The organism is Sphingomonas kyeonggiensis (assembly GCF_014204495.1).
GTDB lineage: Bacteria > Pseudomonadota > Alphaproteobacteria > Sphingomonadales > Sphingomonadaceae > Sphingomonas > Sphingomonas kyeonggiensis_A.
In genome coordinates this window covers 352397-369936 of record NZ_JACHLN010000001.1, presented here as the reverse complement: position 1 = coordinate 369936, position 17540 = coordinate 352397, and the positions used below count along the sequence as shown (strand labels likewise).

16 protein-coding genes and 1 tRNA gene are annotated in these 17540 nt (G+C 66.7%); 14 read left to right on the top strand and 3 right to left on the bottom strand.

Features of this window, described 5'->3' with window-relative positions; translation table 11 throughout:
• Positions 1–192: 192 nt before the first annotated feature.
• Both HNP52_RS01915 and rtcR read right to left on the bottom strand, forming a co-directional pair.
• Positions 193–1209, bottom strand: a complete 1017-nt coding sequence (locus tag HNP52_RS01915; RefSeq protein ID WP_260395859.1) for an alpha/beta hydrolase — start codon at positions 1207–1209, stop codon at positions 193–195.
• A gap of 141 nt (positions 1210–1350) precedes the next feature.
• Complete coding sequence (gene rtcR / locus HNP52_RS01910; protein WP_184161711.1) at positions 1351–2949, bottom strand: RNA repair transcriptional activator RtcR; 1599 nt, start codon at positions 2947–2949, stop codon at positions 1351–1353.
• Between the two features lie 259 nt (positions 2950–3208).
• Here rtcR and HNP52_RS01905 point away from each other — a divergent pair.
• The 13 genes from HNP52_RS01905 (at position 3209) to speD (ending at position 15547) form a co-directional block, all read left to right on the top strand.
• A tRNA-Pro gene (locus tag HNP52_RS01905) sits at positions 3209–3286 on the top strand.
• Between the two features lie 18 nt (positions 3287–3304).
• The gene (locus tag HNP52_RS01900; RefSeq protein ID WP_184161708.1) at positions 3305–4852 is read left to right on the top strand and encodes an RNA-binding protein; all 1548 of its coding nucleotides are present in this window, start codon (positions 3305–3307) and stop codon (positions 4850–4852) included.
• A 572-nt stretch (positions 4853–5424) separates the two neighbouring features.
• Positions 5425–6651 carry an RtcB family protein gene (locus HNP52_RS01895; protein ID WP_184161705.1) on the top strand — a complete coding sequence of 409 codons (1227 nt, stop codon included), beginning with the start codon at positions 5425–5427 and terminating at the stop codon, positions 6649–6651.
• Between the two features lie 108 nt (positions 6652–6759).
• Complete coding sequence (locus HNP52_RS01890; RefSeq protein ID WP_184161702.1) at positions 6760–7506, top strand: nucleotidyltransferase domain-containing protein; 747 nt, start codon at positions 6760–6762, stop codon at positions 7504–7506.
• On the top strand, positions 7503–8525 hold the full coding sequence (gene rtcA, locus HNP52_RS01885; protein ID WP_184161699.1) for an RNA 3'-terminal phosphate cyclase: 1023 nt from the start codon (positions 7503–7505) through the stop codon (positions 8523–8525). The genes HNP52_RS01890 and rtcA overlap by 4 nt, the downstream gene beginning before the upstream one ends.
• Positions 8526–8653: 128 nt before the next feature.
• Positions 8654–9655 (top strand): SPFH domain-containing protein, encoded by a 1002-nt coding sequence (locus tag HNP52_RS01880; RefSeq protein WP_184161696.1) that lies wholly within the window; start codon positions 8654–8656, stop codon positions 9653–9655.
• A 7-nt stretch (positions 9656–9662) separates the two neighbouring features.
• Positions 9663–10337, top strand: coding sequence for a DUF4178 domain-containing protein (locus HNP52_RS01875; protein WP_184161693.1), 675 nt, complete (start codon positions 9663–9665; stop codon positions 10335–10337).
• Positions 10327–11700, top strand: coding sequence for a DUF4178 domain-containing protein (locus HNP52_RS01870; RefSeq protein WP_184161690.1), 1374 nt, complete (start codon positions 10327–10329; stop codon positions 11698–11700). Before HNP52_RS01875 ends, HNP52_RS01870 begins: the two co-directional genes overlap by 11 nt.
• Positions 11697–11843 carry a hypothetical protein gene (locus HNP52_RS01865; RefSeq protein ID WP_184161688.1) on the top strand — a complete coding sequence of 49 codons (147 nt, stop codon included), beginning with the start codon at positions 11697–11699 and terminating at the stop codon, positions 11841–11843. Before HNP52_RS01870 ends, HNP52_RS01865 begins: the two co-directional genes overlap by 4 nt.
• 10 nt (positions 11844–11853) lie before the next feature.
• Positions 11854–12066, top strand: coding sequence for a DUF350 domain-containing protein (locus HNP52_RS01860; RefSeq protein WP_184161685.1), 213 nt, complete (start codon positions 11854–11856; stop codon positions 12064–12066).
• Positions 12059–13594 (top strand): polyamine aminopropyltransferase, encoded by a 1536-nt coding sequence (locus HNP52_RS01855; protein WP_184161682.1) that lies wholly within the window; start codon positions 12059–12061, stop codon positions 13592–13594. The genes HNP52_RS01860 and HNP52_RS01855 overlap by 8 nt, the downstream gene beginning before the upstream one ends.
• On the top strand, positions 13584–15194 hold the full coding sequence (locus tag HNP52_RS01850) for an FAD-dependent oxidoreductase (protein ID WP_184161679.1): 1611 nt from the start codon (positions 13584–13586) through the stop codon (positions 15192–15194). The genes HNP52_RS01855 and HNP52_RS01850 overlap by 11 nt, the downstream gene beginning before the upstream one ends.
• Complete coding sequence (gene speD / locus HNP52_RS01845) at positions 15191–15547, top strand: adenosylmethionine decarboxylase (protein ID WP_184161676.1); 357 nt, start codon at positions 15191–15193, stop codon at positions 15545–15547. Before HNP52_RS01850 ends, speD begins: the two co-directional genes overlap by 4 nt.
• Here the strand turns inward: speD and HNP52_RS01840 are convergent.
• The gene (locus HNP52_RS01840) at positions 15544–16524 is read right to left on the bottom strand and encodes a bile acid:sodium symporter family protein (protein ID WP_311768422.1); all 981 of its coding nucleotides are present in this window, start codon (positions 16522–16524) and stop codon (positions 15544–15546) included. The two genes, speD and HNP52_RS01840, sit on opposite strands and share 4 nt — an antisense overlap.
• 173 nt (positions 16525–16697) lie before the next feature.
• On the opposite strand from HNP52_RS01840, the gene HNP52_RS01835 reads away from it, so the two are divergent.
• Positions 16698–17540, top strand: coding sequence for an amidohydrolase (locus tag HNP52_RS01835; protein ID WP_184161670.1), 843 nt, complete (start codon positions 16698–16700; stop codon positions 17538–17540).

Here is a 17540-nt window from a genome sequence, read left to right as displayed (position 1 = left end):
AAGTACACAAAGTACAGGCCAAGAGCGGGCTTTCCGCGCTCGAATTTTGACCTTGTTGACGGAAGCGCGATTCATCTCGCAACATTGTTGCGTGCGCGGGATCCTATTCCTCCTGCAGGGTTAAAGAGCGGCCGGGCATGGCTCCGGCCCGCCGAGCCAAGCAGGCGAAATCCTACATTGCAAGGGGCTGCTTCAGGCCAGCCCGTTCCGAACCTGCCAGCGCCGGGCGAGGTTGGGCCAGTCGGACATCGGCCAGGCCGGATCGCCGCGCAGGCCGAGGCCGTGTGCGCCGTCCTCGAACAGATGCATGTCGACGGCTCCGCCCGATCCGCGCACCGCGCCGAACAGTGCGAGGGCGTGGTCGACCGGTACCACCCGGTCGTGCACCGCATGGGCGAGGAAGATCGGCGGGGTGATGCCGGGCAGGCGCTGGTCGAACGACCAGGCGGCGGCATCGGCGGCTGAGGCGTCGGGGCCGAGCAGCGCCAGCTTCGATCCGGTATGCGCGCCCGCGCCCATCGACACGACCGGATAGAGCAGGATCGCGCCATCGGGCCGGGTCAGCAGCCGGTCGGCTGCGTCGATCACCGGATAGGTGCGGTCATAGACCTTCACGCACAGGCTGATCGCCAGATGCCCGCCAGCCGATCCGCCGAGCACGGTAACGCGCTTGGGATCGACGCTCCATCTGCCGCCCGCCCGGATCAGCCGCATGGCCCGTTGCGCATCCTGCAGCGCGACCAGCGCGCCGCCGCCCCAGCGATCCGCGGGCAATCGATAGCGCAGCACGAAGGCGGCGATGCCCTGTGCGTTGAACCAGCGCGCGGTCTCATAGCCTTCGCGGTCGATGCCGACGCGCGAATAGCCGCCACCGGGCAGGATCAGCACCGAGGCGCCGGTCGGATTGGCGGTGGGAGCGAAGAAGGAGAGGGTGGGGCGCGTGACGTGCTCGGCGACGCGGTAGCGCAGGCCGGCATTGTCGGTCTGGTCGTCGACGCGTTCGGTCATCGCCGGGATCGGGCCACCCGGCATCTTGCCCTCGGGCCAGAGCGGCAGGACGAGGTCGGGCTCGCGGGTGTCGCGGGCGAAGACGAGGAGGTCGCTTGGCGGCGCGGCCTGTGCCCTGGCGGCGCCCGCCGCCACGACGGGCAACAGCGCCGCCGCCTTGAGCATGTTCCGGCGGCTACCGGCTTCCACGATGCGGGTCATCATCCTCTCCCTGCGCGGCCCTTGTCGATGCGGGCGAAGGCATCCTAGCTGGCGTTGCGTTTGCAGCAACGAAAATGGACGATTTCCTGCTGTAATACGCAGTATTGGCCATAAATGTTGCTATATATGTGTCTGATTGGCTCATCGGCCCGACGCTACCGCCCAATCCAGCCCGAACCGCGCCAGATATTTGCGCAGCCGGTCGGCATCGTTGGCGCTGGTCCGGCGGGTGCGCGAGGCGGCGAAGAGGGTGCGGCCGGCTTCGGATAGCGAGCGGCTGCGCCGGCAGGTGCGGATCGCCTCCGCCAGCTGGACGCGGTCGAACGGATCGATTTCGGCGAGCGCCTCGGGGGCGAGGATCGTGCCCAGCACGCCGGCTTCGTCCTCGCGCTGGCCCGACCAGAGTCGCTTCAGTCGCTCGATCTCCGCTTCCACGCATTCCAGGTCGATCCGGCCCTTGGCGCTGAGCGTCGCCATGCGCGTCACGCTGGCGGCCAGGTCGCGGAAATTGCCCGGCCACGGTGCCTCCGGTCCGGTCGCGAAGGCCAGGTAGCGCTGGCGGGCTTCCTTGTTGAAGCTGGCGCTGTCGCCCTCGCGCTCGGCGAAGCGCTCGAGCTCATAGTCGAGGTTCGGCTCGATATCCTCGCGCCGTTCGGCAAGACCGGGCAGCTGAAAGGTCCACAGGTTGAGCCGGGCATAGAGATCGTCGCGGAACTGGCCGGCGGCGACGGCCTCGCCCAGGTCGCGATTGGTGCCGGCGATCAGCTGGAAGTCGGATGCGGCTTCCTTGTCCGACCCTACGGGCAGGAAGCGCTTGTCCTCGATCGCGCGCAGGATCATCGCCTGCTCGTCGAGGCCCAGCTCGCCGATCTCGTCGAGGAACAACATGCCCTTGTCGGCGGCGCGCAGCAGCCCCGGCCGATCGGCGACCGCGCCGGTGAAGGCGCCCTTTCGGTGCCCGAACAGCGCCGACATCGCGCCATCGCCCTTCAGCGTCGCGCAGTTCACTTCGACGAAGGTGCCGGCGATCTGGTGCTTGAGGCGCTTGAGCTCGTAGATGCGTCGCGCAAGCTGGCTCTTGCCCGCGCCGGTAGGCCCCATCAGCAGGATCGGCGCCTTGGAGCGATGGGCGACATGCTCGATCTCGTCGATCATCCGGTTGAACGCGGCGTTGCGCGTCTCGATGCCCGATTTGAGGAACGAGGTGCTTTCCTCGGCGGCAACGGCGAAGCGGGTGGCGATGCTGTCATAGCGTGACAGGTCGAGGTCGATCGCGGTCCAGCGCCCGGGCGCGCCGCCATCCTCGCCGCGCTTGGCCGGCTGGGTCTGGAGCAGGCGTCCGGGCAGGTAGCGCGCCTCGGTAAGCAGGAAGAGGCAGATCTGCGCGACGTGCGTGCCGGTGGTGATGTGGACCAGATAGTCCTCGACATCGGGGTCGAACGGCTCGGCGCGGGCGAAGTCGAGCAGCTTGCCGTACACTTCCTCGAAATCCCACGGGTCGTTGAAATCGAGCCGGCGCAGCTCGACCTGGGTTTCGGGCGACACCGACTGGATATCCTCCGCCACATATTCGGCGAGCCGGCTGTGCGGCGCGCCGTGGAGCAGGAGGAAGCGATCGACGCGCAGATCCTCGTGCATCGCCAGCGCCACCGATGGGCGCCACTTGTTCCAGCGCGAGGGCCCGAACTTGCTCGCATCGAGCGTCGATCCGAGGAATCCGATAACGGTGAGTGGCTTCATGTTTATACAATAGGATAAAATACGATCTTCTGCGATCGAAAAATATCCGGTCTTCGCGGGTCGTGAAATACGGCGTTCCGCACGGATGTGGAGTAAAACATCGATATAACAGTATCTTGTTAGAATTTCGTGCTCGTGTTCCGGAAACTGGCACGCCCACTGCAATGTACCTGGCGTCGGACGGAGCGGTCGAACCTCCCAAGCCGGCGGCGGAAACGCGGGGCGGCCGGAATGGGCTGGCCGCCCCCGGGAAATTTCACAGGGCGTAGCTCAGGCTGCGCAGAGCGCCCGCCTTGGGAGCGGGAGGTCGCAGGTTCAAATCCTGCCGCCCTGACCAGATACGAGGAGTTGGACGATGGCCAACAAGGGACTTTTCGCTTCGGCGATCGCAAAGCTGATGCCGGCCGCGGATACGCGGAACCGCGAAGGCGCGCCGGCCTATGCCTATGGGCCCGAGCACAAGCTCGCCCAGCTTGCCGCGACCGGCACGCTGGCCGACAATTTCTACGCGGCGGCGGAAACGCAGCTGGCGGAGATGCTCGATGCCGCACGGGCCTGCGATCCGTATTTCGTTGCCCAGGCCGCGGTCTATGCCCGGCAGTCGGGCGCGATGAAGGACATGCCGGCGCTGCTTGCGGCGTATCTCACGGTTGCCGATCCGGATCTTGCGGTCCGCGTGTTCAACCGGGTGATCGACAATGGCCGCATGCTGCGCAACTTCGTGCAGATCATGCGTTCGGGGCAGGTGGGGCGTACCTCGCTCGGCTCGCGGCCGAAGCGGCTGGTCCAGCGCTGGCTGGAGCAGGCCTCGATGGCGCAGCTGATGGCCGCGGCGACGGGCAAGGATCCGAGCCTGGCGGACATTGTCCGCATGGTGCACCCCAAGCCCGCCGATGCGGCGCGGCGCGCATTCTACGGCTGGCTGATCGGGCGTCCGTACGACGTTGCCGCGCTGCCTGCCGAGATCGCCGGGTTCGAGGCGTGGAAGGCCGATCGGTCGCTCCCGCTGCCGAACGTGCCGTTCGAGTGGCTGACCGCCTTTCCGCTCACCGCGGAAGACTGGGCGGTGCTGTCCACGCGGATCGGCTGGCAGGCGCTGCGGATGAATCTCAACACGCTGGCGCGCAACGGCGTGTTCGACGTGGCGGGAGTCACCGATGCGGTTGCTGCGCGGCTTGCCGATGGCGACGCGATCGCGAAGGTACGGCCCATGCCCTACCAGTTGATGGTGGCGCTGGACCAGGCGCGCGAGAGCGTGCCGCTCAAGGTCCAGGCTGCACTGGAGGATGCGCTCGAGCAGTCGCTTGCGCGCGTGCCGAAGGTGCCGGGCCGCGTCGTGGTCTGTCCCGATGTGTCGGGGTCGATGTCGTCGCCGGCGACGGGCTACCGCAAGGGGGGCTCGTCGAAGGTGCGGTGCATCGATGTCGCGGCGCTGGTTGCTGCAGCGATGCTGCGCACCAATCGCGACACCCGCGTGCTGCCGTTCGAGCAGGCGGTGGTGAAGGTGCAGCTCGATCCGCGTGCCCGGGTCGCCGTCAATGCGGCGAAGCTGGCGGCGATCGGTGGGGGCGGGACCAATGTCTCGGCGCCGCTGGCTGCACTCAACCTGCTGCGCGATCCGGTGGACCTGGTGGTGATCGTCTCGGACAATGAGTCCTGGGTGGATGCCAACCGGTATGGCGCGACGGCGACGATGCGCGAGTGGAATGCGCTGAAGCGCCGCAACCCGGCCGCCAAGCTCGTCTGCATCGACATCCAGCCGCATGGCACCAGCCAGGCGCAGGACCGGGCGGACATATTGAATGTCGGGGGCTTCTCCGACGCGGTGTTCGACACCATCGCGCGCTTCGTCTCCGGCGACACGCGCGACTGGGTGGGCATCGTCAAGCAGGTGGAGATCTGACGAACAGGGCCGTGGCGAATGCCGGCGGGATTACATTGCACCAAGGGGAAACCCGAAAGTCCGGAAAGAGCGCCCGGGAGGCTTCGGCCGAACGGGAGGTGGGGTTTGAGTCCCCCCGTTGCAGCGGTAGCTCAAGGACGTTCTCGTCATCCCTCGTCGCCACGGCCCAACACGAACATCACGGCGAATGCCGGGCAAGGACTACATTGGTAATGCGGCTGTCGCGGGTTCGAATCCCGCTCGCTCCCTAGGGAGCGGTAGCTCAGCGGATAGAGCACCGGCCCTTCGGGGCAGTCTTTCCCAAACCTCGTCGCCGTGACCGGCAAAACCCGGCGAATGCCGCGTTGGACTACATTTTTCCAAAGTGTCCCCTCGGGGAACGTCCATCGCATCTCTCGTCGCCGGAACCCCAATACGCTGGCGAATGCCGGCGGGACTACAGGACAGAGCACCCGCCCTCTTACGGCGGGAGGCCGGCGGTTCAACTCCGCCTCCGGGCAACCGGATAGCTCAGGAAACTGTCTCGCCACCGCTTGTCGCCGGTACCATGATCGAGTTTGAAGGAGGTCGCGATGACCGAGACGCTGTATGATTTACAGCACGTCGAAGGGGGCGTGCCGATCAAGATGTGGACACGCGGCGTGCCCGTGGAAGACGGGGCCCGCGACCAGCTGGCGCGCGCGGCGCAGATGCCGTTCGTGTTCAAGCATGTCGCCGCGATGCCCGACGTCCATATCGGCATCGGCGCCACCGTCGGCTCGGTGATCCCGACCAAGGGCGCGGTGATCCCCGCCGCGGTGGGCGTCGACATCGGCTGCGGCATGATGGCGGCGCGAACCTCGCTGGTGGCGAGCGACCTGCCCGACAATCTGGAGGGCATTCGCTCGGCGATCGAGCGTGCCGTTCCGCACGGCCGATCGATGAACCGCAACAAGCGTGACACGGGTTCGTGGGGCGATCCGCCCCCGGCGATCGTCGAAGCCTGGGCGACGCTTGCCCAGCGCTTCGACCGGATCGTCGAGAAGTATCCGAAGCTCCGGAACACCAATCACCTGGTGCATCTGGGAACGCTGGGAACGGGCAACCACTTCATCGAGCTGTGCCTGGATCAGGACCAGCGCGTGTGGGTGATGCTCCATTCGGGATCGCGCGGCGTGGGCAATGCGATCGGCACGTTCTTCATCGAACTGGCCAAGCAGGACATGCGCAAGTGGCACATCAACCTGCCCGACGAGAACCTGGCCTATTTCCCTGAAGGGACCGACCATTTCGATGACTATGTCGAGGCGGTCGGCTGGGCCCAGGACTTTGCGGCGCTGAACCGGCGGATGATGATGACCAACGTCATCCGCGCGCTGCGCGGGCAGATCGCCAAGCCGTTCGATGCGGAGCTGGAGGCAGTCAACTGCCACCACAACTATGTCCAGCGCGAGAACCACTTCGGTGAGAATGTGCTGGTCACCCGCAAGGGCGCGGTCCGCGCGGCCAAGGGCGTGCTGGGGATCATCCCCGGATCGATGGGCGCCAAGTCGTTCATCGTGCGCGGCCTGGGCAACGCGGAATCGTTCGACAGCTGCAGCCACGGCGCTGGGCGCGTGATGTCCCGGACCGCGGCCAAGAAGCTGGTGAGCCTCGACGAGCATATCCGCGACACCGCGGGTGTGGCGTGCCGCAAGGACGAGGGCGTGATCGATGAAACGCCGAAGGCGTACAAGCCGATCGAGGCCGTGATGGCGGCGCAGGCCGACCTGGTCGAGATCGTCCATACGCTCAAGCAGGTGGTGTGCGTGAAGGGCTAAGCTCTCGTCGGCCCAGCGCGCACACCGCCGATTTCCCGAAAGGGTCGAAAAGGACACGCCGCTGCCCAGAAAGGGCGGTGGCGTGTCCCCGAGTTTGCGAGACGGAAGATGACGACCAAGGCCGACATGACCATTGCTCCACCCGTGCGGCAGGAGATCGAGACCCGCCTCGACCGGATCGAGGCGGAGCATGGCGTGCGCCTGCTGCTTGCGGTCGAATCCGGTTCGCGGGCCTGGGGCTTTCCTTCGCCCGACAGCGATTATGACGTGCGCTTCCTCTATGTGCGGCCGCGCGACTGGTATCTGTCGCTGGCGCCCGGCCGCGACGTGATCGAGACACCGATCGAGGACGAGATCGACCTGAACGGCTGGGACGTGCGCAAGGCGCTCACGCTGCTGCTCAAGTCGAATGCCGTGGTCAGCGAATGGATGCTCTCGCCGATCCGCTATCGGACCGATGATCCGTTCATCGCCCGGCTGGCGGAACTGGCGGACGAACTGCTCGATCCGCGGGCGATCGCCTATCACTATGCGCGGTCGGGCAAGCTGGCCGCGGATCGGTGGCTCGACGGCGAAGGAGATGTGCCGGTGAAGAAGTATTTCTACGCCCTGCGTCCCGCGCTGGCGATCCGTGCAATCCGGCTCAACCCGGCGGCGCGGCCGCCGATGAACCTGCAGGCGCTGGTCGAGGCCAAGGCACGGACCAGCGAGCGGGCCAACGGCACCCGGCTGCCCGAGATCGATGCGCTGATCCGCGGCGAGCTCGAACGGGCGGGGGAGCTTCCGGCGCGCAAGCTGCGCGATCGCTTCGTCGATCGCGCGAACCAACTATTTCTGGAACTGGTGAACCCATGATCATCATCGACGGATCGGAGGGCGAGGGCGGCGGCCAGATCGTGCGCAACAGCTGCGCGCTGTCGCTGGTGACCGGCCAGCCCTTCCGCATCATCAATGTGCGCGGCAAGCGCGAGAAGCCGGGGCTGATGCGCCAGCACGTGACCGCGATCGAAGCGGCGCTGGCGATCGGCGGCGCGGTCTGCGAGGGGCTGGAGGTCGGCGCGTCCGATTTCAGCTTCACGCCCGGCCGCGTCACGCCCGGCGAATATCATTTCGCGGTAGGCACTGCGGGCAGCACCGGGCTGGTCTTCCAGACCTTGCTGATGCCGTTGCTGCTCGCCGGCGGATCCTCGCGGATCGTCCTCGAAGGCGGCACGCACAACATGCTTGCACCCCCCTTCGATTTCATCGCGAAGGTGTTCGTGCCGGTCGTGCGGCGGATGGGTGCGGGTATCGACATGCGGCTGGTCCGCCATGGCTTCTACCCGCGTGGCGGCGGGCGGATCGAAGTGGATATCGTGCCGGGCAAGCTCGCGCCGATCGACTGCGTCGATCGCGGTGCGGTGCGTTCGGTGTCGGCCACGGCGCTGTTCGCGGCGCTTCCGGGCAATATCGCCGAGCGCGAATTGCGGACCGCCCGCAATCTGTTGCCTGACTGGCCCGAGGACGCCTTTGCCATGCACCAGCTCCCCGAGGGGCAGGGGCCGGGCAACGCGCTGTTGCTCGCCGCCGAGTTCGAGCAGGCGACCGAGGTCGTGACTGGCTTCGGCAAGCTGGGTGTGTCGGCGGAATCGCTCGCCAAAACGGCGGCGCAGCGCATGGCGGGGTTCCTGGAGTCGCGGGCGTTCGCGGGGCCATATCTTGCCGACCAGTTGCTGCTGCCCTTTGCGCTCGCCGGTGGAGGCAGTTTCACCACGGTGAAGCCGAGCCAGCATGCACGGACCGCCGCCGACATCATCGAGCGGTTCACCGGCCAGCGCTGGCTGTTCGAGCAGCAGCCCGATGGCTGCCATCTCGTCCGGCTGGCGGGCGGCTGAGACCAGCAACTGCCCGGTTTGCGCAAGCGGCCGGGCAGTTGCTCGAATGTCAAAATGCCGATGGGCATGTCGCTTTGCAGTTTTGTGCCGGCAATATATCGCCTATCCTGCAGTGCAGGAGGGGCATCATGGGCATTTTCGACTTCCTTTCGAAGCAGTTCGTTGACGTCATTGACTGGGTCGACGAGCCCGGCACGCTGGCGATCCGCTATCCGATGCAGGATCGCGAGATCCAGAACGGTGCGCAGTTGACGGTGCGCAGCGGCCAGACGGCGCTGTTCTTCAACCAGGGCGAGATTGCCGACGCCTTCCTGCCCGGCTTGCACACGCTGCAGACCGGCAACCTGCCGCTGCTCACTTCGCTGATGAACTGGGACAAGGGCTTTGCCTCGCCGTTCAAGGCCGATGTCTATTTCTACAGCCAGAAGGAACAGACGGGCCTTAAATGGGGCACCACCCAGCCGATCACGGTGCGCGACAAGGAATTCGGTCCGCTGCGCATCCGCGCGTTCGGCAGCTACAGCTTCCGGATCGAGGACGTCACCGCCTTTGCGGTGAAGATGATGGGTTCGCTCGAGCGGCTGAGCGTGAGCGATATCGAGCCGCAGCTGCGCGCCGCGATCGCCACGTCGATCGCCTCGGCGCTGGGCACCGGCGAGATCGCCTTCCTCGATCTCGCCGCGAACCAGAGCGCGCTTTCGGAGAAGCTCAAGGCAGCGGTCGAGCCGGCCTTCGCGCAATGGGGGCTGAGCTGCACCAGCTTCTTCATCGAGAGCCTGTCGCTGCCCGACGAAGTGCAGGCGATGCTCGACAAGGCCAGCTCGATGCGTGTGGTCGGGGATCTTGACCGGTTCGTGCGCTTCCAGAGTGCCGAGGCGATCGAGACGGCGGCGGCCCAGTCGGGCGGGATTGCCGGGATCGGCGCGGGTGCTGCGGCCGGCGTGGCGATCGGCCAGAGCATGGCGGGCGGGATCGGCGGCGGTGCGCTGCCGGCGCCGGGTGCCGCTGCGGCGCCGGGCGAGGATGCCTATGCCCAGATCGAGAAGCTCCACAAGCTGCTGACGATCGGGGCGATCACCCAAGAGGAGTTCGACGCCAAGAAGGCCGAGCTGCTTTCGCGCATCCGCTGAAGCCGTCATGAGCCTGAGCGTCAATTGCCCCAATTGCGGCGCCGAAGTCGTGTTTCGTTCGGCGGCATTGCCCGCGCGCGTCTGCGACTATTGTCACAGCCTGCTTTCCCGCAGCGACACCGGCGTGATGGTGGTCGGCAAGTCCTCGCCGCTGCCCTTCGATGTCAGCCCGGTGCAGATCGGGATGCGGGGCCGCATCGAGGATCAGCCGTTCGAAGTGATCGGCCGGGTTCGCTGGGCCTGGACCGACGGTGCGTGGAACGAGTGGCTGCTGCTGTTCGGCGATGGCAGCCATGGCTGGCTGGGCGATGCGATGGGCCAGTTCATGCTGATGCGCGAGCGCCCGTTCAGCCAGGTCCAGACCCGCACGCTCAAGGACATCGGGAAGGGCAAGGAGGCGGTGCCGGGCGCCGAGATCACGCTCGACGCGCGCAAGCTGACGATCGTCGATGCGCGCGATGTGCTCTGCATCGCGGCGGAAGGCGAGCTGCCCTTCACGCCGACGCCGGGCTGGCGGGTCTACAGCGTGGATCTGCGCGGGCCGAAGGGCGAATGTGCGTCGCTCCAGCGCGATACGCTCGCCACCAGCTTCTACCAGGGCCATTATGTGACGCTCGCCGAGCTCGCGCCTACCGGGCTGCGCGCGTTCGAAGGCTGGACGCTTCCCGCTTATGCCGCCTGAAACCGAACTCCAGCTGCCCGCGGCTCCTGCGGTGAAGGCCCTGGCCTGCCCGGCATGCGGCGGATCGGTCGCGCTGCGCGCGGCCGGCTACAGTGTGAGCGTCGTCTGCCAATATTGCAGCTCGATCCTCGACGTCACCGATCCGCAGGTGAAGCTGATCACCGAATATCGCCAGGCCGCCGAGGCACTGGAGATCCAGCTCGGTTCGCGCGGCACATTGCGCGGGATCGAATGGGAAGCGATCGGCTATCTGCAGCGCTCGGCGGCGGACGGCGGGGCCTGGGACGAGTATCTGCTGTTCAATCCCTATCACGGCTATCGCTGGCTGATCACCGATGGCCGCGGCTGGAGCCTGGGCGAGCAGCTGACCGTTTCGCCCAGCTATTCCGATTACGAGACGATGATGCTCGGCGACCGGGCCTATACCCGCTTCTATGAGGACAGCTCCGCGCGGGTGAACTATGTGCTCGGCGAATTCTACTGGCGCGTGGCGGTGGGCGAGGAAGTGGTGGGTGCCGACTGGGTCCGCCCGGGCTCGATGCTCTCGCGCGAGAAGAATGCGCATGAAGTGAGCTGGACCCGGTCGATCCTGCTCGACCACAAGGAGATGGCGGAAGCGTTCGGCGTGCAGAAGGGCGCCAGCTGGCCGCCGATGCCGCACCAGCCCTCACCCAACGCCGCATGGCTCGGCACCGGGTTCAAGATCTTCGCGGGCATGTTCCTGCTGCTGACCGTGCTGATCCTGGCGTTCGGCGGCACAAGCTGGGTCACGGCCGGGCGCTTCCCGATCGCCCCGGACGGCACCGAGCGTACCGTTACGCTCGGCCCGATCCACCTTGGTCATCTCTATCAACGCGTCGAGATCCGCGCCGATGTGCCGCGGTTGGAGAATGGCTGGGTCGATCTCGACTACACCCTGGTCGATCGCAAGACGCAGCAGGTCTATGAGGCCTATGGCGCGGCCGAGCGCTATTCGGGCAGCGATTCCGACGGGCCCTGGACGGAGGGCTCACGGCGTTCCTCGATCTCGGTGGCGAGCGTGCCGGCCGGGGATTACGACCTAGTGGTCGACTACAAGGGCAATCGCTGGAACAGCAGCACGACCTGGGATTACGCCAGGGGCATGTCGGTCGAGGATCCGGGCTGGCTGAACCAGGACAACCAGCCGGAAGTCGTGGTGGAAGTGCGGGGCGGTGCGCTGTTCGCCTCCAGCTTCTTCATCGCGCTGCTCCTGCTTGGCCTGCCGCTGCTGATCGGCCTGATCCGCCACATCCAGTTCGACAAGGCCCGCCAGGCGGAAAGCGATTTCGCACCGACCGGCTTCGCCGCGCTGACGCAATCCTCGGAGGATGACGAAGAATGAGCACCCGCACTTTCCTATATGCGCTCTGGTGCCTCGGCGTGGCCGCGCTGTTCGTGCTGAGCGGCATCTTCGCCTGGTCCCCCTTCGCCGAAGGCGGGCGGGCGCACGGCTATTCCCGCATCTCTGGCCCCACCCACAAATAAGGAGTTGGATATGTTCACTTCTTTTCCAGCCCTGCTCGCCACGCTTGTCTATGCGGTGGTCGGCATCGTCATCTTCGCCATCGGCTTCCTCGTCCTCGACCTGCTCACCCCGGGCAAGTTGTGGCAGGAGATCCACCAGAAGCAGAATATCGCCGTTGCGATCTTCGCCGGTGCCGTCGCGATCGGGCTCGCGATGATCGTCGCCGCCGCCATCCATGGCTGAAGGCGATCCCGCCCATCCACGGTTCCGCGCCTCCGCACCCGCGGCGGCGCTGCTTGCGTCCGCGTTCGTCGTCTCCACTTGCGGGCTGATCTACGAGCTGCTGGCGAGCACCCTGGCCAGCTATCTGCTCGGCGACAGCGTCACGCAATTCTCCACCGTGATCGGCTCCTATCTGTTCGCGATGGGCGTCGGCAGCTGGTGCTCGCGCTATGTGAAGCGCGACGAAGTGCGGCTGTTCGTCCGGGTCGAGCTGCTGATCGCGCTGATCGGCGGCAGCTCGGCCGCCGCGCTGTTCCTGCTCTTTCCGCTGGTCGAGCATTTCCGCGTGGCGCTCTACGGACTGGTGCTGGCGATCGGCTTCCTGGTCGGGCTCGAGATTCCGCTGCTGATCCGCATCCTGCGGGGCTTCGATTTCCGCGAGACCGTGTCGAACGTGCTGACCTTCGATTATGTCGGCGCGCTCGTTGCCAGCCTGCTGTTCCCGCTGCTGCTGATGCCGCATCTCGGCATGATCCGCACTGGCTTCCTGTTCGGCATCGCCAATGCGGCGGTGGCGCTGGCGCTGCTGTTCGTGTTGCCGCGCGCGACCGGCTATCGCAGCGAGAAGCTGGCCGGGGTGCTGATCCTGATCGGCCTGATCGCCGGCTTCATTGCGTCCGACCGGCTCCAGCGCTGGGCGGAGGTGGCGAGTTACGGCGAACCGGTGATCTATGCCCAGACCACGCGCTTCCAGCGCATCGTGCTGACGCGCCGCGACGACGACCTGCGGCTCTATCTCAACGGCAACCTGCAATTCTCGTCGCGCGACGAATATCGCTATCACGAGGCGCTGGTGCATCCCGCGCTCGGCCGGGTGGCCAATCCGCGCAACGTGCTGATCTTCGGCGGTGGCGACGGGCTGGCGGCACGCGAAGTGCTCAAGCATCCCGAAGTGGCGAAGCTGACCCTGGTCGATCTCGACGGCGAGATGACCAGCCTGTTCTCGAACACGCCGACCCTCGCCGCGCTCAATCGCGGTTCGCTGACCGACAAGCGGATGACCGTGATCAACGCCGACGGCTTTCGCTGGGCGCGCGAGCATAGCGGCCAGTATGACGCGATCATCGTCGATTTCCCCGATCCCGTCGATTACTCGGTGGGCAAGCTTTATACCGACACCTTCTATCGCGCGGCGCGCAAGCTGCTTGCTCCGGGCGGCATGATGGTGGTGCAGAGCACTTCCCCGCTGGTTGCGCCCAACGCCTTCTGGACCGTCGCATCGACGCTCGAGGCGGTGGGGCTGCAGACGCGCGGCTATCATGTCTATGTACCGAGCTTCGGCGAATGGGGCTTCGTGCTGGCGGCGGCCAGGCCGATCCCGGATCAGGCGCGCACCCTGCCGGGCGGGCGATTCCTTACCCCGACCATCGACCAGCGGCTGTTCGATTTCCCGCCCGACATGGCGCGGCGGCCGACTCCGGTGAACCGGCTCGACAACCAGGTGCTGGTGCGCGAGTTCGCCGATGCCTGGGGGAAATATGAAGGCTGACCGGCGCACGGCGCTGGGCCTGGGCGCAGCGGCGATCGCAGTCGCCGGCGGCGGGCTTGCCTATGCGCTGAACCATGAGGCACCGCTGCCGCCGGGCGCGCTGGGCGGTGCCGACATGGCGCGCGGCCACCGGCTGCGTGATGGCGGCTTTCCCGCGCCGAGCAGCGAGGAGGAAGTCGACCTCGTCATCGCCGGGGGTGGCGTGGCCGGGCTGTCTGCAGGCTGGCGGCTCACCGATGCCGGCTTCTCCAATTTCAAGCTGCTCGAGCTGGAGGACGCGGTCGGCGGCAATGCCCGGTGTGGGCGCAACGCCGTGTCGGCCTATCCGCTCGGCGCGCACTATCTGCCGGTCGCCAACCGGGAGGCGAAGGCGCTCCGGCACCTGCTGCGCCAGCTCGGCGTGATCATCGGCGACGCGGACGGCGTGCCGGTCTATGATCCCGTCCAGCTCTGCGCCGATCTCCAGGAGCGGCTGTTCTGGCAGGGGCGCTGGCAGGAGGGGCTGATCCCGCGCACCGGGCTCACCCGGCGGGACCGCGAGGATCTCGCTGCCTTCGACGCGCAGATGAAGCGCTTTTCCAGCTATGTCGGCACCGACGGCAAGCCGGCTTTCGCCGTGCCCATGGCCTATAGCTCGCAGGAGCCCCATCTGCGCGCACTCGACGGGCAATCCTTCGCCGAATGGCTCGACGCGCAGGGCTGGCATTCGCCGGTGCTGCGCGCCCATGTCCGCTATGCGATGCGCGATGACTATGGCACCGAGCCGCAGCATGTTTCCGCCTGGGCGGGTATCCATTATTTCGCCGGCCGCCGCGGCTGGGCGGCGAACGGTGCAGGCGAGAACGAGCTGACCTGGCCCGAGGGCAATGGCCGCCTGGTCGGGCAGCTCGCCGGCTTCTTTCCAGGGAAGATCGCGCGCGGCCACATCGTCCACCGGGTCACTCGCGAGGGAGATCGGGTGCTGGTCGACAGTTTCGACGTCGCCGCCAATCGCACCGTCCGCACCCGCGCGCGCGCTGCGATCCTCGCCATGCCGCATTTCATCGCCACCCGGGTCTGCCCCGAGCTCGGCGACGCCAAGGCGTTTAGCTATGCGCCCTGGCTGATCGCCAATGTCACGGTCGATCACCTGCCGGGCGGGCGCGGCGTGCCGCTGGCCTGGGACAATGTGTCGAGCACCAGCGACTCGCTCGGCTATGTCGTCGCCACCCATCAGGGGCCCGCGGCGATCTCCGAGAAGACGGTACTCACCTGGTATCTGCCGCTGTCGAATATGGAGCCCGCCGCCGCGCGCCGGCTGCTGGTCGAGCGATCGGCCGATGAATGGAAGCGCATCGTGCGCGACGATCTGCTAGCGCTGCATCCCGAGCTGGACGGCGCGATCGGTGCGATCGAGCTCTGGCGCTGGGGCCATGCGATGATCCGTCCCACACCGGGTTTTCTCGATCGCGGCACGACGCATCAGCCCGCGCCGCCGCTGTTCCTCGCCCATTCCGACCTCAGCGGACTGTCGCTGTTCGAGGAAGCCCATTATCACGGGGTCCGCGCCGCCGAGGGCGCGATGACCCTGCTACGCCACGCGCATGAGTCCCTGTTGTGACCGGATACCACCTGATCGCCGATCTTGTCGGCGCCACCCGGCTGACGGAGGCCGATCATATCGAGGCCTGCCTCGTCGCTGCCGCGGCGGCGGCTGGCGCGACGCTGCTCGAAGTGCGGCTGCACAGCTTCGGTCCCGGACAGGGGGTTACCGGCGTGGCCCTGCTCGCCGAATCGCACATCTCGATCCACACCTGGCCCGAATATGGCACCGCCTGTGTCGACATCTTCATGTGCGGGCCGGCGCACGACCTCGACGCGGGCCTCGATGCCATCGTGACCGGCCTGGCGGCGAGAATCGACCAGCGCTCGCTGGTACAGCGCAACTTCGGCAAACAGGCGGTGGCGGGCTAGGCCTGCGGGCGCTTCGCATAGCGCCTGGCGAGCGTTGCGCAGACGAAGAGCTGGATCTGGTGGAACAGCATCAGCGGCAGCACGATCAGGCCGACCGCGTGGCCGGCGAACAGGATCGTCGCCATCGGGATGCCGCTCGCCATGCTCTTCTTCGAACCACAGAAGACGATCGCGATCTCGTCCTCGGTCGAGAAGCCGAGCGCGCGGCTGAGCGCGGTGGTGATCGCGATGACGATGGCGAGCATCAGTGTGCTCAGCAGCAGGACGATGACGAAGTCCGGCACGCTCAGGCTGCTCCATACACCCGCCACCACGCCGGCGCTGAACGCGGCATAGACGACGAGCAGGATCGAGCCCCGGTCGGCGATAGAGGTGAGCGTGCGGTGGCGCAGGATCCAGCCGCCGATCCAGCGGCGCAGCGCCTGGCCGGCGAGGAAGGGAAGCAGGATCTGCAGTGCGATGTCCTCGATCGCCCCCATCGAGAAGCCGCCGCCCGAGGCCGGCAGCAACCAGGCGACCAGGATCGGGGTGAGCACCACGCCGAGCAGGTTCGATACCGATGCGCTGCACAGGGCCGCCGGCACATTGCCGCGCGCGATCGAAGTGAAGGCGATCGAGGACTGCACCGTCGAGGGCAGCAGGCAGAGATAGAGCAGACCGATCGCGATATCATGCGGCACCCAGGCGCCGGCAAGGAAATAGACCGCAAGGCCGAGCAGCGGGAACAGGACGAAGGTGCTCGCCAGCACCAGCGACTGGAGTCGCCAATGGGCGATGCCTGCCCACACCGCCGAGGCGGAAAGTCTTGCGCCATAGAGGAAGAACAGCAGCCCGACCGCGAGCGTCACCGCCATCTCGGCGATGCCTTGCGCCGCGCCGCGTGCCGGAAGCAGCAGCGCGAGGATCACGGTGCCGATCAGCAGCAGGAGATAGGGATCGATGGAGAAGCGGGCGAGAAGCGAACGAAGCAAGGCGATACTCGGGAACCAGGGAAGACTGGACCTTGGGGACGGGAGGGCACCGGTGCAATCCATCCCTTGGTTTGATCGATCGATGGCAATTTCGTGCGCGGGGATGCTGCGGCGGATTGCGGAACGGGCGTATCGGCACGCAATATGCGGCCCTGAAAATCTCTCGAGGGGAAGGCTGCTTGCAGGTCATCGATACGCACGTCCATTTCTGGGATGTCGATGCGCTCGACTATCCCTGGATCGAGAAGGGCTCGCCGTTCGACCGCAGTTTCCTTCCCGCCGAATATCGGCGCGCCTCCGCCGACGTGCCGGTTGCCCGGATGGTCTTTGTGGAGTGCGATGCGCATCCGCGCTGTTCGGTGCAGGAGGCGGCCTGGGTGGCCGGCCTGGCCGAGGCCGATCCGCGCATTCAGGCCATTGTCGCGCGCGTCGCGCTGCTCGACGATGCCGCTCCGGCAACGTTCGAGGCAGTGCGCGCCATGCCGCTGGTGCGCGGGATCCGCGACAATCTCCAGGGTCATCCCGCGGGCTATGCGGTACAGCCCGGCTTCGTCGCCGGCGTGCGCGAGGTGCATCGGTCCGGGCTGCATTTCGAGCTTTGCCTCACCCATGACCAGCTGGCCGAGGCGATCGAACTCGTCCGGCAATGTCCCGACGGACAGTTCGTGCTCGACCATTGCGCCAAGCCGGCGATCCTGGCCGGGCTGCGGGAGCCCTGGCACGCGCAGATGCGCGAGATGGCGGCTCTGCCCAATGTTGCCTGCAAGATCTCCGGGCTGCTTACCGAGGCGGACTGGACGGGCTGGGTGCCCGACGAGATCCTCTGGTACGCCCACGCCGCGGCCGATGCGTTCGGCCCCGATCGCATCCTGTTCGGCGGCGACTGGCCGGTTTGCGAAGTCGCGGGCGGCTACAGGGCCTGGTTCGGGCTCGCGGAAGCGTTGAGCGAGGACTGGGGTGAATCCGATCGCGAGCGCTTCTTCTGGCGCAATGCGGAGCGCATCTATCGATTGCCGGCCTGA

What these genes read in the sequence shown, in the direction of transcription:
- HNP52_RS01915 (WP_260395859.1), bottom strand. Translation starts at nt 1,209, where the DNA reads ATGACCCGCATCGTGGAAGCCGGTAGCCGCCGGAACATGCTCAAGGCG.
- rtcR (WP_184161711.1), bottom strand. Translation starts at nt 2,949, where the DNA reads ATGAAGCCACTCACCGTTATCGGATTCCTCGGATCGACGCTCGATGCG.
- HNP52_RS01900 (WP_184161708.1), top strand. Translation starts at nt 3,305, where the DNA reads ATGGCCAACAAGGGACTTTTCGCTTCGGCGATCGCAAAGCTGATGCCG.
- HNP52_RS01895 (WP_184161705.1), top strand. Translation starts at nt 5,425, where the DNA reads ATGACCGAGACGCTGTATGATTTACAGCACGTCGAAGGGGGCGTGCCG.
- HNP52_RS01890 (WP_184161702.1), top strand. Translation starts at nt 6,760, where the DNA reads ATGACGACCAAGGCCGACATGACCATTGCTCCACCCGTGCGGCAGGAG.
- rtcA (WP_184161699.1), top strand. Translation starts at nt 7,503, where the DNA reads ATGATCATCATCGACGGATCGGAGGGCGAGGGCGGCGGCCAGATCGTG.
- HNP52_RS01880 (WP_184161696.1), top strand. Translation starts at nt 8,654, where the DNA reads ATGGGCATTTTCGACTTCCTTTCGAAGCAGTTCGTTGACGTCATTGAC.
- HNP52_RS01875 (WP_184161693.1), top strand. Translation starts at nt 9,663, where the DNA reads ATGAGCCTGAGCGTCAATTGCCCCAATTGCGGCGCCGAAGTCGTGTTT.
- HNP52_RS01870 (WP_184161690.1), top strand. Translation starts at nt 10,327, where the DNA reads ATGCCGCCTGAAACCGAACTCCAGCTGCCCGCGGCTCCTGCGGTGAAG.
- HNP52_RS01865 (WP_184161688.1), top strand. Translation starts at nt 11,697, where the DNA reads ATGAGCACCCGCACTTTCCTATATGCGCTCTGGTGCCTCGGCGTGGCC.
- HNP52_RS01860 (WP_184161685.1), top strand. Translation starts at nt 11,854, where the DNA reads ATGTTCACTTCTTTTCCAGCCCTGCTCGCCACGCTTGTCTATGCGGTG.
- HNP52_RS01855 (WP_184161682.1), top strand. Translation starts at nt 12,059, where the DNA reads ATGGCTGAAGGCGATCCCGCCCATCCACGGTTCCGCGCCTCCGCACCC.
- HNP52_RS01850 (WP_184161679.1), top strand. Translation starts at nt 13,584, where the DNA reads ATGAAGGCTGACCGGCGCACGGCGCTGGGCCTGGGCGCAGCGGCGATC.